General features: G+C 71.1%; 15 protein-coding genes. 9 read left to right on the forward strand and 6 right to left on the reverse strand.

Going from position 1 to position 15,859, the window contains the following annotated elements:
- Window positions 1-2 precede the first annotated feature (2 nt).
- The 3 genes from KF837_11970 to KF837_11980 all read left to right on the forward strand — a co-directional run bounded on the left by KF837_11970 (window position 3) and on the right by KF837_11980 (window position 4,696).
- Window positions 3-950, forward strand: a complete 948-nt coding sequence (locus KF837_11970) for a ribose-phosphate pyrophosphokinase (GenBank protein MBX3228027.1) — start codon at window positions 3-5, stop codon at window positions 948-950.
- A gap of 194 nt (window positions 951-1,144) precedes the next feature.
- Complete coding sequence (locus KF837_11975) at window positions 1,145-2,116, forward strand: hypothetical protein (protein ID MBX3228028.1); 972 nt, start codon at window positions 1,145-1,147, stop codon at window positions 2,114-2,116.
- A gap of 66 nt (window positions 2,117-2,182) precedes the next feature.
- The gene (locus KF837_11980; GenBank protein ID MBX3228029.1) at window positions 2,183-4,696 is read left to right on the forward strand and encodes a glycogen/starch/alpha-glucan phosphorylase; all 2,514 of its coding nucleotides are present in this window, start codon (window positions 2,183-2,185) and stop codon (window positions 4,694-4,696) included.
- 435 nt (window positions 4,697-5,131) lie between these two features.
- Here the strand turns inward: KF837_11980 and KF837_11985 are convergent, their stop codons facing one another.
- On the reverse strand, window positions 5,132-5,509 hold the full coding sequence (locus KF837_11985) for a hypothetical protein (GenBank protein ID MBX3228030.1): 378 nt from the start codon (window positions 5,507-5,509) through the stop codon (window positions 5,132-5,134).
- A 205-nt stretch (window positions 5,510-5,714) separates the two neighbouring features.
- Between KF837_11985 and KF837_11990 the strand changes: the two genes are divergently transcribed.
- Entirely contained in the window at window positions 5,715-6,257 is a 543-nt protein-coding gene (locus tag KF837_11990; GenBank protein ID MBX3228031.1) for a universal stress protein, read from the forward strand.
- A gap of 36 nt (window positions 6,258-6,293) precedes the next feature.
- Here KF837_11990 and KF837_11995 read toward each other — a convergent pair whose 3' ends face one another.
- Window positions 6,294-7,859, reverse strand: a complete 1,566-nt coding sequence (locus KF837_11995) for a hypothetical protein (GenBank protein MBX3228032.1) — start codon at window positions 7,857-7,859, stop codon at window positions 6,294-6,296.
- A 45-nt stretch (window positions 7,860-7,904) separates the two neighbouring features.
- A complete protein-coding gene (locus KF837_12000; GenBank protein ID MBX3228033.1) occupies window positions 7,905-8,195 on the reverse strand; it encodes a septum formation initiator family protein in 291 nt (96 codons plus the stop codon).
- A 62-nt stretch (window positions 8,196-8,257) separates the two neighbouring features.
- On the opposite strand from KF837_12000, the gene gatB reads away from it, so the two are divergent.
- Window positions 8,258-9,697, forward strand: a complete 1,440-nt coding sequence (gene gatB, locus KF837_12005) for an Asp-tRNA(Asn)/Glu-tRNA(Gln) amidotransferase subunit GatB (GenBank protein MBX3228034.1) — start codon at window positions 8,258-8,260, stop codon at window positions 9,695-9,697.
- 34 nt (window positions 9,698-9,731) lie between these two features.
- Entirely contained in the window at window positions 9,732-11,174 is a 1,443-nt protein-coding gene (locus KF837_12010; protein MBX3228035.1) for a response regulator, read from the forward strand.
- Here KF837_12010 and KF837_12015 read toward each other — a convergent pair whose 3' ends face one another.
- The gene (locus KF837_12015) at window positions 11,175-12,080 is read right to left on the reverse strand and encodes a hypothetical protein (GenBank protein MBX3228036.1); all 906 of its coding nucleotides are present in this window, start codon (window positions 12,078-12,080) and stop codon (window positions 11,175-11,177) included.
- Window positions 12,077-13,033 carry a hypothetical protein gene (locus tag KF837_12020; protein MBX3228037.1) on the reverse strand — a complete coding sequence of 319 codons (957 nt, stop codon included), beginning with the start codon at window positions 13,031-13,033 and terminating at the stop codon, window positions 12,077-12,079. The genes KF837_12015 and KF837_12020 overlap by 4 nt, the downstream gene beginning before the upstream one ends.
- 52 nt (window positions 13,034-13,085) lie before the next feature.
- Here KF837_12020 and KF837_12025 point away from each other — a divergent pair, with 52 nt between their 5' ends.
- Window positions 13,086-13,358 (forward strand): hypothetical protein, encoded by a 273-nt coding sequence (locus tag KF837_12025; GenBank protein MBX3228038.1) that lies wholly within the window; start codon window positions 13,086-13,088, stop codon window positions 13,356-13,358.
- Between the two features lie 106 nt (window positions 13,359-13,464).
- Here KF837_12025 and KF837_12030 read toward each other — a convergent pair whose 3' ends face one another.
- On the reverse strand, window positions 13,465-14,121 hold the full coding sequence (locus KF837_12030) for a hypothetical protein (GenBank protein ID MBX3228039.1): 657 nt from the start codon (window positions 14,119-14,121) through the stop codon (window positions 13,465-13,467).
- 116 nt (window positions 14,122-14,237) lie between these two features.
- On the opposite strand from KF837_12030, the gene KF837_12035 reads away from it, so the two are divergent.
- On the forward strand, window positions 14,238-15,206 hold the full coding sequence (locus tag KF837_12035; GenBank protein MBX3228040.1) for a homoserine kinase: 969 nt from the start codon (window positions 14,238-14,240) through the stop codon (window positions 15,204-15,206).
- Window positions 15,203-15,841, forward strand: coding sequence for a hypothetical protein (locus KF837_12040; protein ID MBX3228041.1), 639 nt, complete (start codon window positions 15,203-15,205; stop codon window positions 15,839-15,841). The genes KF837_12035 and KF837_12040 overlap by 4 nt, the downstream gene beginning before the upstream one ends.
- Window positions 15,842-15,859: the final 18 nt, after the last annotated feature.

Genomic DNA, 15,859 nt, shown 5'->3' on the forward strand with positions numbered 1-15,859 from the left:
CGATGCGCCGCCTCCTCTTCACGATCCCGTCGTACGCGTACCTCGAGCCGTCGTTCCTCGCCGCGGGCGACTTCGAGCACGGCGACCTCGAGCGCAAGACGTTCCCCGACGGCGAGCGCTACCTCCGCATCCTCTCGGACCTCTTCCAGCGCGACGTCGTGCTCCTCGGCGGCACGCCGACCGACGCGGACTGGCTCGACGTCTTCGACCTCGCCTGCGGCATCGCGCGCGGCGGCGCGCGGTCGCTCTGGATCGTCATGCCGTACTACGGCTACTCGACGATGGAGCGGGCGGTGAAGCCGGGCGAGGTCGTCGTCGCGAAGGCGCGCGCGCGTCTCCTCTCCGCGATCCCGGCGCCGGAGGGCGGCACCCACCTCTTCCTCTTCGACCTCCACACCGACGGGATCGAGTTCTACCTCGACGACCGCATCCTCACGCGACACGTGTATGGTGCACCCATCATCACGGCGAAGATCGCGGACCGCATGATGGGGCGGCCCTTCGTCCTCGGCGCCTGCGACGCGGGGCGGGCGAAGTGGGTGCAGAGCCTCGCGCGCGACCTGAACGTCGAGCCCGCGTTCGTCTACAAGCGGCGCGACGACGCGGGCGGCATGGCGGTGACGGGCATCAACGCGGACGTGAAGGGCAAGGAGGTCGTCGTCTACGACGACATGATCCGCACCGGCTCCTCGCTCGTGCAGGCGGGCAAGGCGTACCTCGCCGCGGGCGCCTCGAAGGTCCACGCGATCGCGAGCCACCTCGTCCTCCCCGGCGACGCGCTCGCGAACATCCGCGCGTCGGGCGTCTTCGAGTCGATCATGGGCACCGACTCCCACCCCGGCAGCCAGAAGCTCGCCGCCGAGGACCGCGCCGCCGTCGCCCCGCGCCTCGTGTCCTGCCTCGACTCGACGAGCGAATATCCGGCGTACTCGCGCCACTCGCTCGGCTGACGAGGTCGCCCCATGCGGAGCGCGGCGCGGAAGGCGGCTCGTTCCTCGTCGGCGGCGGATCCGAGGGCGGGCCGTCGTTCAAGGGCGCGATCGCGGAGGTGGCGATCTACGACGTGGTCCTCTCGCCGGAGCGGATCAAGGCGCATTTCGAACTCGGCCGCCCGCGGTGACCAGGTCGTGCGAGGATGGCGCGCGTGAACCGCGCCTCCTCGCTCCTCGCGCTCCTCGCCGTCGCCGCCTGTTCGCGCACGCCCGCCCCGGCCGGCGAGCCCGGCGCGGCGAAGCCCGACGCGGACCCTGCGCCCGTCGCGAGCGGTAACGCGCCGCCGCCGCCGACGCCCGCGGGCGCGACCGATTGTTCGACGCCGTCGGGGCTCACGTGCTGGCGCTTCGACACGCCCGAGGCCGCGTTCAAGCACGTGCTCGCGACCGATCCGCTCATCCTCGCGATCGGCGAGGCGCACGCGCAGAAGGGCTCCGAGAAGCTCGCGTCGTCGACGAAGCGCTTCATGGACTCGCTCCTCCCGATCGTCGCGCCGAAGGCGAGCGACATCGTCGTCGAGCTCTGGATCCCCGATCCGACGTGCAAGAAGGAGACGGTCCGCGCGGTCGCGAGCGCGCAGAAGCCCGTCGTCGAGGCGCAGGCGGAGACGAACCAGAACGAGTACGTGACGCTCGGCGTGAAGGCGAAGGCGGCCGGCGTCACGCCGTGGCCGCTCCGCCCCACCTGCGACGAGCTCGCGACCGTCGCCGACGCGGGCGCCGACGCCGTCATCACGATGCTCGGCTACGTGAAGAAGCTCACGCAGGACAAGGTCGTCCAGCTCGTGAACCGGAACCGCGCCGACGCCGCGGCGGGCAAGACGATGGTCGTCGCGTACAACGGCGCGCTCCACAACGACCTCATGCCGAGCGCGCAGATGAAGGACTACAGCTTCGGTCCCGAGCTCGAACGCTTCGCCGGCGGCCGCTACACCGAGCTCGACATCATCGTGCCCGAGTACGTGAAGAAGAACCCGTCGTGGGAGCGGCTCGCGTGGTACCCGGCGTTCGAGGCCGATCGCGCCGCGAGCAAGGACACGACCAAGACGACGCTCTACCTCGTCGGCGACAAGTCCTACACCCTCGTGTTCCCTGCCAGTCCACCTTCCGAAAAACCTCATTGAAGCGCGGGCTCGGATGCTCGACGCTGGTCGGGCATGCAGCCGAAGAGCCAGAAGAGTGAGCCGCCGATGACGTCGCCCAGCATCGAGGCGGATCATCGTCCGCTGATCGAAGACGACCGCACCGGCATGGACGACGCCTCGCTGAAGCGCGCCTTCCTCGACCACCTCTCGTATTCGATCGGCAAGAACGCCTTCAACTCGACGAAGCTCGATCGCTTCTTCGCCCTCGCGCTCACCGTGCGCGACCGCCTCGTCTATCGCTGGGCGCAGACGCAGGAGACGTACTCGAAGCAGGACGTGAAGCGCGTCTATTACCTCTCGGCCGAGTTCCTCCTCGGGCGCGCGCTCACGAACAACCTCCACGCGCTCGACCTCTACGACCGCGCGAAGAAGCTCCTCGCCGACGCCGGTCTCGACATCTCCGACGTCTTCGAGTCCGAGCCCGAGCCGGGCCTCGGCAACGGCGGCCTCGGTCGCCTCGCGGCCTGTTTCCTCGACTCGATGGCGACGCTCGGCTACGCGGGCTACGGCTACGGCATCCGCTACGAGTTCGGCATCTTCGAGCAGGAGCTGAAGGGCGGCTGGCAGGTGGAGCGGCCCGACGAGTGGCTCAAGTTCGGCAACCCGTGGGAGTTCATGCGGCCGGAGTACGCCGTCTCGGTCGGCTTCGGCGGGCGGGTGGAGGACACCACCAACGAGGCCGGCGACCGCGTGATGAAGTGGGTCCCGGCGCAGCACGTCCTCGGCGTCCCGTTCGACACGCCGATCGCGGGCTACCGCAACGACACCGTCAACACGCTCCGCCTCTGGCAGGCGCGCGCGGGCAACGAGTTCGACCTCCAGGTCTTCAACGACGGCGACTACGTCCGCGCGGTCGAGGACAAGAACGCGAGCGAGGTCATCTCGAAGGTCCTCTACCCGAACGACCACAACCAGGCCGGCCGCGACCTCCGCCTGAAGCAGGAGTACTTCTTCGTCGCCTGCGCCGTCGCCGACATCGTTCGGCGCTACAAGAAGACGCACGGCGACTTCGAGAGCTTCGCGCAGAAGAACGCGATCCAGCTCAACGACACGCACCCCGCGATCGCGGTCGCCGAGCTGATGCGCGTCCTCGTCGATCAGGAGGGCGTCCCGTGGGACCGCGCCTGGGAGATCACGGTCGCGACGTGCGGCTACACGAACCACACCCTCCTCGCGGAGGCGCTCGAGAAGTGGCCGGTGGCGATGTTCGAGCGCCTGCTCCCGCGCCACCTCCAGATCATCTACGAGGTGAACCGCCGCTTCGTCCGCGCGCTCGTCGCCAAGTTCCCCGGCGACGACGCGCGCATCCGGCGCATGTCGATCATCGAGGAGCCCTCCGCCAACCTGCCCGGCACCGAGAAGAAGGTGTGCATGGCGCACCTCGCCGTCGCGGGCTCGCACGCGGTCAACGGCGTCGCGGCGCTCCACACCGACCTCCTGAAGCGCGACGTGCTCCGCGACTTCGCCGAGATGACGCCGGCGAAGTTCTCCAACAAGACGAACGGCGTCACGCCGCGGCGCTGGCTCCACTCCTGCAACCCGCGCCTCTCCGCCGTCATCACGGAGGCGATCGGCCCGGGCTGGGTCACCGATCTCGAGCGCCTCGAGGAGCTCGCCCCGCTCGCGACCGACGCGTCCTTCGTCGAGAAGGTCGCGGCGGTGAAGCGCGCCAACAAGGCCGACTTCGCGCAGTATTGCCTCAAGCACTACCGCCTCCGCTTCGATCCCGACTCGCTGTTCGACGTCCAGATCAAGCGCCTCCACGAGTACAAGCGCCAGCTCCTCAACGCGCTCCACGTCATCCGCCTCTACCTCGACGCGAAGCGCGATCCGAACGCGCTCGAGGCCCCCCGCACCGTGCTCTTCGGCGCGAAGGCGGCGCCGGGCTACCGCGCGGCGAAGCTCATCATCAAGCTGATCAACTCCATCGCCGACGTCGTGAACAGCGACCTCGATCTCGGCGGCCGCCTCAAGGTCGCGTTCCTCCCGAACTACCGCGTCTCGCTCGCGGAGCGCATCATCCCGGCGTCCGATCTCTCGGAGCAGATCTCGACCGCGGGCAAGGAGGCCTCGGGCACGGGCAACATGAAGCTCGCGATGAACGGCGCGCTCACGATCGGCACCCTCGACGGCGCGAACATCGAGATCCGCGACGCGGTGGGGGCGGACAACTTCTTCCTCTTCGGCCTCACGACGGAGGAGGTCCACAACGTCCAGCGCACGGGCTACAGCCCGCGCGCGATCTACGAGAAGAACGAGCGCCTCAAGGAGGTGATCGACCTCATCGCGAACGGCTTCTTCAGCGCGGAGGACCCGGCCCTCTTCCGCCCCCTGACCGACACGCTGCTCGACCACGATGCGTACTTGCTGCTCGCCGACTTCGACGCCTACGTCGGCTGCCAGAAGCGCGTCAGCGACGCCTTCCTGGACAAGACGAGCTGGCACTCGAAGGCGGTGAAGAACATCGCCAAGAGCGGCTGGTTCTCGAGCGACCGCACCATCCGCGAGTACGCCACGGAGATCTGGAACGCCCAGGCGGTGAAGATAAATCTCGCATAGTTTTTTCAACGTCAGGGGCTTCGCCCCCGACACCCCCACCCCGCGACCACGGCCCTCGCGCTGCGCGCTCGGGTTGCTTCGCAACCGCTGTGGCGGCCGCGGTCGCGGGGCCCCAGGTTGCCCCCGCCGGATCGCGCCAGCGGCGGCCCTCGCCTCAGGCTGGAGGGGCCCCAGAAGCGGCCGCGCAAGCGGGCGCGAAGCGCCCCGAGCGCGCAGCGCGAGGGCCGTGTCTGGGGTAGGGGTGTCGGGGGCGAAGCCCCTGACATTGAGTAGAAGGGGCCCCAGAAGCGGCCGCGCAAGCGGGCGCGAAGCGCCCCGAGCGCGCAGCGCGAGGGCCGTGTCTGGGGGAGGGGTGTCGGGGGCGAAGCCCCTGACATTGAGTAGAAGGGGCCCCAGAAGCGGCCGCGCAAGCGGGCGCGAAGCGCCCCGAGCGCGTTAGCGCGAGGGCCGTGTCTGGGGTGGGGGTGTCGGGGGCGAAGCCCCCGACGTTGACGAACAAAGTAGATCGTCCAAGAGGTCGAACATCAGCATCTCCTCTTCGTGCACGTGGCCGTCGGAGGCGATGGCGCGGAGGGCGACGTCGCGGACGAGGCCGGCGGTGTGGGGGCCGATCTCGTTCGGATCGATCCGTTCGGGCTCGGGCGGACAGGCGAGCAACGCGTCGACGTCCTCCTCGACGTCGAGCTCGCGCGCAAGATTGGTGAGGAAGTTGCGTTCGCTCTCGGCGATCTCGAGGTCCGCCCACAGGAAGGAGGCGGCGATGCGGAGCGCGAGAGCACGGTCGTTGGGCGAGAAAGGGACGTGGGGCTGCATGGCCGTTTCGCCTCAGCAGCACGCATGCCACGCTCCCGCTCCAGCGATCTCGCGCCCTTGGCGCTCGTGACCATATGGCCCGGGCCGGCCCGGGCCAGGCCAGGGGCCAGGGGAAAGCTCGATGCCCTCGCGCGGGCCAGCGGGCCGACGCAGCCAAGCGCGTGCAAGACATGCGCGTGGTCCGCCGCTTGCGTTCATCTCGAGCATGACGCTCCCGAAGATCATCCTCGTTCCCACCGACTTCGGGGCGCCCTCCGAAGCCGCGATCGACTACGCGATCGACTACGCGCGCGTGTTCGGCGCCGAGGTCGTGCTCATGCACGCCTACGAGATCCCGATCATGGGCTTCCCCGACGGCGCGCTCGTCGCGACGGCGGAGCTGACGACGCGCATCCTCGAAGGCGCGCAGGCGGGCCTGAATCGGCAGGTCGCGAGCCGGCAAGGCTCGGGCGTCGAGGTGCGCGGCATCATCAAACAAGGCGACGCCTGGCACATGGTGAACGAGGCGGCCGAGGAGACGGGCGCGACGCTCATCGTCATGGGCACGCACGGCCGCACGGGGATCCCGCGCGCCCTCATCGGCAGCGTCGCGGAGAAGGTCGTGCGCACGTCGAAGGTCCCAGTCCTCACCGTCCACGTCGACGAGCACGCGCCCCGCACCACCACCGCCGCGCAGGAGAACCCGCGCACGACGCTCGCCTACGGCACCCATCCCGCCAACCGCAGCGCGCCGCAGAGCCGCCACTGACGCGCCGGCGTTCACGACGCGCGGGCCCGTGAGCGATCAGCGCTTCGTTCGTACGATGCGGCCGAAGGCGTCGCCCGCCGCGCGCGCGAGCTCCTCGAGGCGGCGCGTGCCGATCATCGTGTCGCCCAGCTCGTCGGCGACGATGACGACGGCGGTGCGTCCGCTCACGCGGATGGGGACCACCGCGACGTCGCGGGTGGGGTTCTTGAGGATGCGCAGCAACGGCGCGTGCACGTCGTCGTAGCGGATCGGTCCGAGGTAGACGTCCTCGCGGATCGCGCGATCGAAGACGCTCTGCGCCTCGAGCGGGATCAAGACCGCCTGGAGCTGGGAGCGATCGGCGAACTCCGGCGTGCACATCCAGCCGAGGTAGCCGCCCTTCTTCACGACGAAGAGCGCCACCTTCGTCGCGACGAGCCGCGCGCCGGTGAGGACCAGCTCGAGGACCTCGTCGCGCGAGCCCGCCGCCTTGAGCGCCGCGATGACGCCGCTCATCTCCGCCGCGACCTGCGGCGCGAACGCCGAATACGACGAAGGCGTGAGCGAGCCCGGGACCGGCGGCGGGCCGGGGATGAACGAGCCGAGCGGCGGCTGCGCGGAGCCGCCCGCGCCCGCGCCCGGCCCCGCGCCCGTGCCTGTGCTCGGCCCCGCGCCCGTGCTCGGCAAGGAGAGGGAAGGCCCGAGCTCGTCGATGCGCGGCGCCGACTTCTCGACGAGGTCGCGGAGCCCCGTCGCGTCGAAGCTGTAGCCCTCGCCGAGCGGCGAGGCGCTCGGATCGAGGAGGCCCGGCGGACGCTGCGTGCCGCCCTTCACCTTCGCGGGGTAGAAGGTCTTGCGCGTCAGCGGCAGCGGGATCTCCGAGCCGTAGCCGCTCGGCGGCGGCGGATCGGTCCGCGTATGGACCGGCGTGCCCCACGGCGGCGTGCGGATCCGCACCGGCGGCGCAGGACCCGGCGGCGGCGCCGACTCGGGCTGGATGACGAGGCTCGGCTTCGCCGCCCGCGGCACCGCCGACGGCGTATACGCCCGCGGCCGCGAGTCGTAGAGCATGTCTTCGTGATGGGGCTCCGCCCCATACCCCGATGTCTCGGCGCTCGACATGAACGGGGGGCTTCGTCCCCCCTCACCCCCCCACTGGGAGGAGGGTGGGATCGAGGGGCGCTGGGCGTGCTCGCGGCGGAGGTCGTCGTTGCGCATCTTGCGGAGCGCTTCTTCGATCGCGGCGGGGGTGGCGCGGACGAGGCGGACGGGGGCGCCGAGGTGGAAGCCGATCTCGTTCGCGGGGTGGAGGTCGGTCGCGTCGGCGACGACGACGTCGATCGTGCCCGTGATCGCGTCGTGGCGGACCGGGATCGCGAAGAGGCGCGCGCAGAGGCCGGCGGGCAGGCGCGCGACGAGCTCCGGCAGCGGCGCGATCTGACGCAGGAACGGCGCCTCGCTCCGCGCGAGGTAGCGGGCGAGCACGTCGCTCGTCGTCGCGCCCGTCTCCACGAGCGACTGCACGAGCGGCATCCGGCCGTTCACCGCCGTGAACAACGCGTCGGCGACCGCACGCGACGACGCGGCCTCTTCGAGGAGCAGCGCCTTCGTCAGATCGTCCACGAGGCCAAGCCTATCCGACCTTCGGGAGGATGTGCCGCGCGCGATCTACTTCTTGTCGAACTGGAACACGACCTCGCTCTTCCGCACCAGGCCGAGCTGCTCGCGCGCGATGCGCTCGACCGCGGTCGGGTTGTCGCGGAGGTCCTTGACCTCGGCGCGGAGGCGGGACACGTCGCGCCGGAGCTCCGCGTTCTCGGTCTCGACGTCCTTCAGCTCCTTCTCGAGCGCGCGCATCCGCGGCATCCCCTCCGGCGAGAGGACGAGCACCGGCACCGCGATGAGCGACACCGTGAGGAGGGCGAGCGGGAGACCGCGGAGCCACGCGTCGGGCGGCATGGAAGATTGCACGGTACGGGCACGGTCATGACAGTGCCAAGAAACCGAGTACAGTAGCGCGCATGAGCACCTGGGAAGCCGTCATCGGCCTCGAGGTCCACGCCCAACTCCTCACGAAGTCGAAGCTGTTCTGCGGCTGCGCGACCTCGTTCGGCGCGCCCCCGAACACCAACGTGTGCCCCACCTGCCTCGGCCTCCCCGGCGCGCTGCCGGTCCTCAACGCCGAGGCGGTGAAGATGGCGGTGAAGGCGGCCCTCGCGCTCGGCTGCAAAATCCAGCCGAAGAGCCGCTTCGCGCGGAAGAACTACTTCTACCCGGACCTCCCGAAGGGCTACCAGATCAGCCAGTACGACGAGCCGTACTCGCAGGGCGGCGTCGTGGAGTACGAGGTCGACGGCGCGAAGAAGAGCGCGCGCCTCACGCGCATCCACATGGAAGAGGACGCGGGCAAGAACCTCCACGACCTCGGCGGCGGCTCCGTCGTCGACTTGAACCGCGCCGGCACACCCCTCATCGAGATCGTCGGCGAGCCCGATCTGCGATCGCCGCGAGAGGCGGCCGAGTACCTCCGCGCCCTCCGCGACGTCCTCATCTTCCTCGGCGTCAACGACGGCAACCTCGAGGAAGGATCGTTCCGCTGCGACGCCAACGTGTCGATCCGCCCCGCCGGCACGACCGAGCTCGGCACGCGCGTCGAGCTGAAGAACATCAACTCGTTCCGCTTCGTCGAGAAGGCGATCGCCGGCGAGATCCAGCGCCAGGCGCACGTCCTCGAGACGGGGGGCAAGGTCGTGATGGAGACGCGCGGCTGGGACGAGAAGAACGGGACGACGTTCTCGCTCCGGAGCAAGGAGATGGCGATGGACTATCGCTACTTCCCCGAGCCGGACCTCCTCCCGCTCGAGCTCGACGACGTGCTCGTCGCGCAGATCAAGGCGACGGTCCCCGAGACGCCGCGCGTGAAGCGCGAGCGCTTCGTCGCCGAGCTCGGGCTCACGCCCTATGCGGCGGAGGTGCTCACCCAGCACCCGCGCGTGGCCGGCTTCTTCGAGCGCGCGGCGCTCCTCTCTCCGGACGCGGTCGCGATCGCGAACTTCATCCAGAGCGAGGTCCTCCGCGACGTCACGACGACGGGCCTCGAGGCGAGCTTCCCGATCACGCCGAAGCAGCTCGTCGAGATCCTCACCCTCGTCGCGAAGAAGACGATCAGCGGCAAGCAGGCGAAGGAGCTCTACGCGAAGACGAAGGAGCGCGGGCACGAGGTGTCGCCGAGCGCGCTCGTCGCCGAGCTCGGGATGTCGCAGATCTCGGACACCGGCGCGATCGAGGCCGCGTGCCAGGAGGTCATCGCCGCGAACGCGAAGCAGGTCGAGCAGTATCGCTCCGGAAAGACGGGCGTCTTCGGCTTCTTCGTCGGGCAGGTAATGAAGGCGACGAAGGGCAGCGCGAACCCGCAGCTCGTCAACGAGACCTTGAAACGTCTGCTCGACAGCCCCACGTGAGGACCACGTGAGTAGTCAGGGATCGCGCCGGCGCATCCTCATCGTCGACGACAACCTCGAGCTCGTCGACACGCTCCGCGCGGTCCTCGCGTCGGGCATCGCCGGCGTTTCCATCGAGACCGCGACGAGCGGCGCCGCCGCCGTCCCGCTCGCGAAGCGAGGGTTCGACGTGGCGATCGTGGACGTGAAGCTGCCGGATACGAGCGGGGTCGACCTCATCGCGCCCCTGCGCGCGGCGGCGCCGTTCTCGGAGGTCCTCCTCCTCACCGGCTTCGCGAGCGTCGACGCCGCGATCGGCGCGCTCCGCTCCGGCGCGTTCGCCTTCGTCCTCAAGTCGTTCCGGCCGGAGGAGCTCATCTCGATCGTCGAGCAAGCCCTCACCAAGGTCGAGCTCAAGCACGAGCGCGACGAGCTCGAGCGCCGCTACCGCGACCTCGTCGAGGTGACGGACGTGCTCGTCGTCGCGCTCTCCGCCACCGACGACGTGACGCTGATGAACCGGAAGGCCGCCTCGCTCGCGGGCACGTCGAGCGACGCCGCCCTCGGCCAACCCTTCCTCGACACGTGGATCCCCGCCGAGGAGCACGCCGCGATGAAGGCCGCGCTCGCGGAGACGCGCGCGGTGGGGCGCGCGGCGGAGGTCGAGACCGGCTTCGTCGATCCGTCGACCGCGGCGCGCGGCAAGCGCGTGCGCTGGCACCTCTCCCGCTCGCGCGAGCCGTCCGAGGTCGTGTACGCGGTCGGCATCGACGTCACCGAGAGCCGCGCGCTCGAGCGGCGCGCCGCCGACGCGGAGGCGCTCTCGGCGATGGGCGAGCTCGCGATGAACCTCGCGCACGAGATCCGGAACCCGCTCAACGCCGCGGTCCTCCAGCTCCACCTCCTCACGCGCAAGCTCGATCGGATCGAGGCCGACGAGTCGACGCGCGGCGGGCTGAAGGACCGCGCGCGCATCGTCGGCGACGAGATCGGCCGCTTGAACCGCCTCCTCACCGAGTTCCTCGAGCTCGCGCGGCCGCGCGGGATCGCGCGCGAGCCGGTCCACGTCCCGCGCCTCGCGGACGAGGTGCTCGACCTCGAAGAGGAGACCGCGAAGAGCCGCCGCGTCACGATCGTGCGCGACCTCCCGCCCGACGGCTGCGTCGCGATCGGCGACCGCGAGAAGCTGAAGCAGGTGACGATCAACCTCGTCGTCAACGCGCTCGAGGCGATGAAGCAGGACGGCGGCACGTTGACCGTGCGCGTGCGGCCCGAGGGCGAGCGCGTGCTTATGAGCATCGAGGACACCGGCCCCGGCATCGCGACGGAGCTCCTCGCGAACGTGTTCGATCCGTTCTTCACGACGAAGGAGGCCGGCACCGGCCTCGGCCTCTCGATCGTGCGCAAGATCGTCGACCAGCACGGCGGCGACGTCGAGATCGAGAGCGCGCGCGGGAAGGGCGCGCGCGTCGTCGTGTCGATCCCGATGGGGCGCTGATCACCTCAGTCGATCGAGGCGCGTCGGCGGGGCGCCGCCGAAGAACACGCCGGCGCCGAAGCGGCCGACCGACAGCACCTTGAGCGCGCCCATCACCACGACCGCGGCGCCGACCGCGAGGCGCCCGGCGAGCCGCGCCCGCCCGCGCGCCCGCACCTCGTCGATCGTGCCCTCGTCGACCGCGTCCGCCGACCCCGTCGCGCCGTCGCGATACCCCGCCGTGGGCGCGAGCTTCGCGCCGTGCACGACGACGGGGCCGGGCGGTCGCGCCGCGAGCGGCGGGTGGTGGAGCTTGCCGTCGTCGAGCTCGACCCACCCGTCGCCGGCGTGGCGGCCGCTCGTCGCGGTGGCGAGCCGCGCCGCGGTCGCCCGCTGCGCGCGCCACGCGAGGAGCGCGTACCCGACCCCGAGCGCGAGCCCGGCGATCGCGGTCGCGACGTCGGCGCCGTGGTTGAGCGGACGCGGGCGAACGAAGTGCATGACGATCGCGAGCGCGACGAGCGTCGTGACGAGCGCGTGGACGCCGGCGAGCGAGAGCACCACCACCTTCGTCGCGGCGCGCCCGCCGATCCACGTCGCGAGCGCGATCCCGCCGAGCGATCCGACCCCGAACGCGAGCATGACGAGCCCGTCCTCGAGGTCGGACGAGCCCTCCCAGACGCGGAGCTCGCGCTGGACGCTCTGCTCCGCGACGCACCACGACGCGAACGCGATCGCGAGGGCGGTCACGCCGACGACGCGAGCGTCGACGAAGCGCGCGCACGCGAGGAGGACCACGACCGTCGCGATCGCGACGCCGGGGCCGTACGTGTTGTAGATGAACGGCGGAACGAGCTGACACGCGAGCACCGCGAGCAGCACCGCGAACGCGCGCGCGACGCGGCCCTTCACGTCACGTCGCGTCACTTCGCGATCTCCGCCGGGGACGGCAGCTCCGACGGGGAAGGGGGCGCGCCGAGATCGGCGAGGCGCGTCAGCTCGGTCGAGTCGAGGATCGTCCGCGCGCGCTTCTCCGCCGCGTCGTCGGCGGGCTCGGCGACGGAGTAGAGCACGAAGTATCCGGCGCCCTCGTGGACGAAGGCGCAGGACCACACCCGCGCGCGGCGCGAGCTCCCGTGCGCGAGGCGACCGACGACGACCGCCCCCGGCTCGCCGAGGCACCGCTCGTCGCGGCGCGCGGTCTCCTCGAAGCGCGCGATCCCCTTCGGCACGTTCGCGAGCGCCTCGTCGCGGAGCCGCTGCTGCAAGCCCCACGCGTCGTGCGAGGCGGCGGAGTCCTGCGGGACCGCGGCGAGCACGATCGAGAGCCGCTGCTCCTTGTCCTCGATCGCGATCCCGCTCGCGCTCGCGGGGAAGACGGCCGGCTTCGCTTCCATCTCCGGCGGGTAGTGCGCGATGAAGAGGCCGTTCAGCGCGCGCGTCGTTCCGTGGAGGCTCCGGTCCGGCGGCGGCGGCTCCGGCGGGCGCGTGAGCCGGAAGAAGAGGAGCACCGCCGCGCCGGCGAGGAGCACCCCGAAGAGCGCGTACGTCCCCCACGGCTTCGGAGGCTTCACCTCCACGACCTTCCGCTCCTTCACCGGCCACGCGGTCGGCCCGACCTCGTGCCCGTCGACGCGAAGGACGCAGATCGCGAGCGTCGGATCGAAGGACACGACCGCCTCGAGCGGCGGCCGCTCCGAGAGCCCCGCCGCGATCGCCGGCGCGACTGCGACGACGTGCCCGTCGGGCTTGCCGCCGCGCGCGCACTCCGAGAGGACGCGACCGTCCTGCTGCACCGACTCGCGGCTCGTCGCGCGATCGATCTCCGCGGTGACCACGCCGCGGTTCGCGAGCTTCCATTGCCAGCGCAGGTTCCCCAAGCGGCGCCAGAATATCGCAACCTTCGCCCGAAGCGGGCCGATGCGCGCGGACATGTCCGTCCTCCAAGCGCTGATCGACCGTGACCTCACCGAGCTCCTCGACGACGTCTGCCGCCGCCACCACGTGACGCGCGACGACGTCTGCGGCCGCGGGCGCACGCGCGCGGTGTCGGCCGCGCGCCAGGAGCTCTGGTGGCGCCTCCGGAACCACCCGACGACGGCGTTCAGCTACCTCGAGATCGGCCGCCTGTTCGATCGCAACCACACGACGGTGCTGTTCGGCGTCCGCGCGTGGGAGGCGCGCGCGTCGCCGAACGCGGCGTGACGCTTTCTTGGCCATGCGTCGCGCCGCGTGCAACCGTGCCCCGCATGAGCACGAAATCGGCGCTCGGGTGGCTCGCGTTTGCGCTGTTCGTGATCGCGAACGTCCGCTAACGGCCGGGCGGCTTCAGCGGGAGCACGGAGGACGACAGCGGCGGCGGCGGGATCTTGCCGCTCGGGCGCGCGTCGGGGGCGAGGCCGTCGCCGGCCTCGATCGCCGCGAGCGCCATGAAGATGCGATCCATGCCGAGCTCGAGCGCGGCTTCCTTCTGGAAGAGCGTCGCGATGCGGACGAGGCGGAGCGCCGTCGTCTTGCCGAGCTCCGCCGTCTCGCGCTCGAGGAACGCCTCGAACGTGCCGAAGCCCTTGGCCTCGAAGAGGCGCTTCTGCTGGACCTCGCGGAGGACCAGACCCACGTCGAAGAAGCCCTTCGCGAGGTTCTTGCGGAAGCCCTTGATCTGCTGGAGCGCGTTGTGAAGGTCCGCGATCTTCGCCTTGATCGCCTCCGCCGTCGCCGGCGTGCGGATCGTCGCGCGCGCGCTGCCGGGGAGGGGGGGCTCGGCCGCGCGGGCACGCGCCTCGGCGGCGTGTTTCGCCGCGTGGCGCGCCGCCCACGGCGCTGCACCGCGAAGGCCGAGCTTACGCTTCGGAGCCTCCGGCGCGGGCGCGGCACCCTTTGCAGGCTTCGCCTGCGACGAGGCCTTCGCTGTGCTCTTCGCCGAGGCCTTGGTCTCGGGCTTCCCCTTCGCGGTCTTCTTGGCTGCCATAAGGTGCGCTCTCAAGTCTGCGGAACTTTGGGCCGCATACCATGGCCGTTCCGCTCGAGTCCAAGGTTTTCTGGAAGACCCCCTCGAGTCGATCGAGTAAGAACCGCAATTGCGGAATGGCGATCCTCACCCGACCGGGGGAAGACGAGCTGCGGGAGCTGGTGGCGGGGTACCGCCTCGGGGATCTCCTGGCCGCGCGCGGCATCGAGGCGGGCACCGTCAACACGAGCTACGCGCTCGACCTCGGCGCGGGGCGCTATTTCCTCCGCATCTACGAGGAGCAGGACGCCGAGGGCGCGGCGCGCGAGGCGAAGGTCCTCACCCACCTCTCCGGCCACGGGGTCCTGACGCCGGCCCCGGTCGTCGCGCTCGACGGCGCCACGCTGAAGACCGTCCTAGGCAAGCCGGCCGCGATCTTCCCGTGGGTCGACGGCGGCATCGTCTGCCAGGCCGGCGTGACGCTGCTCCACGCGAACGAGGTCGGCCGCGCGCTCGCGCGCATCCACCGCGCCGGGCACGCGCCGGACGCGCCGCTCGACGCGGGGCGCTTCGGTCCGCGCGAGCTCGAGATGCGCTGCGAGCGGGTCGCGCTCTCGAGCGATCCCGAGGCGCGGGTCCTCGCCCCCGCGCTCCGCGCCGCCGCGCTCGCCGCCGCGGAGCGTCGCGACGAGGACGAGGGGCGCGCGCCGAGCGGCCTCGTCCACGGCGATCTCTTCCGCGACAACGTGCTCTGGGATCCCCAGAACCCGGAGAAGATCGCTGCGCTCCTCGACTTCGAGAGCGCGCACGACGGGCCGTTCGCCTACGACGTCGCGGTCGCGATCCTCTCGTGGTCGTACGGCTCCACCCTCGACCTCGGGATCGCGCGGGCCCTCGTCGAGGGGTACCGCAGCGTGCGCGAGCTCGAGCGCGCCGATCGCGCGGTGCTCTACGACGAGCTGCTCCTCGCCGCGCTGCGCTTCACCATCACGCGCATCACCGACGACGCGATCCGCGTCGGCAAGCGCTGGCAGCGCTTCGTCGAGCGCCGCCACGCGATCGAGTCTCTCGGCCGCCAGGGCGTCGCGGAGGCGCTCGGGCTGTGAGGCACGCCGCCCTTGCCCTCGTGACCGGGCTCACGCTCGTCCTCGCCGCGGCGGAGGCGCACGCGGACGAGCCACCCCCGCTCGACGTCCATCGCGCGCCGCTCCCCGACGATCCGATCGAGGCCCATCCGCCGAAGCCGTACCCGAGCTTCGCGTGGATCCTCTTCCAGCTCCTCCCGAGCCCCGAGCTCGCGTTCGGGCACACGAAGAACGTCGACGTCGACGGCAACGCGGACGAGCGCGTCCGCACCGCGTTCGGTCTGCGCTGGCAGCTCACGCCGGTGCTCTGGTCGTTCGGCGTTCATCGCTCGCAGCCGCGCTGGCGCTTCTTCGTCGTCGATCCGTTCGCGCGGCACGCGGGCTCGGTCGAGCTCTCCGCGTCGCTCGAGTACATCGGCGGTCATGTCGACGCCCTCGTCGCGCGCCCCGGCGTCCGCGTGTACCTGCCCGTCCTCGAGAGGGGCGAGCGCCTCTCGGTGTCGCTCGGCACGTCGGTCTACGACGCGCACGGCTTCCGCGTCGCCTACGACGTCGGCGCGTACGTCCTCAACGGCTTCCTCGGCCTCCAGGTCACCGTCGCGCCGCGCCACGAGGCGCTCGCGACGATCGCGACGCTGCGCCTCCGGTACTTCTGATGCGCGCCCCGCTCTTCT

This window comes from Labilithrix sp. (genome assembly GCA_019637155.1).
In the GTDB taxonomy this organism is placed as follows: Bacteria; Myxococcota_A; Polyangia; order Polyangiales; family Polyangiaceae; genus Labilithrix.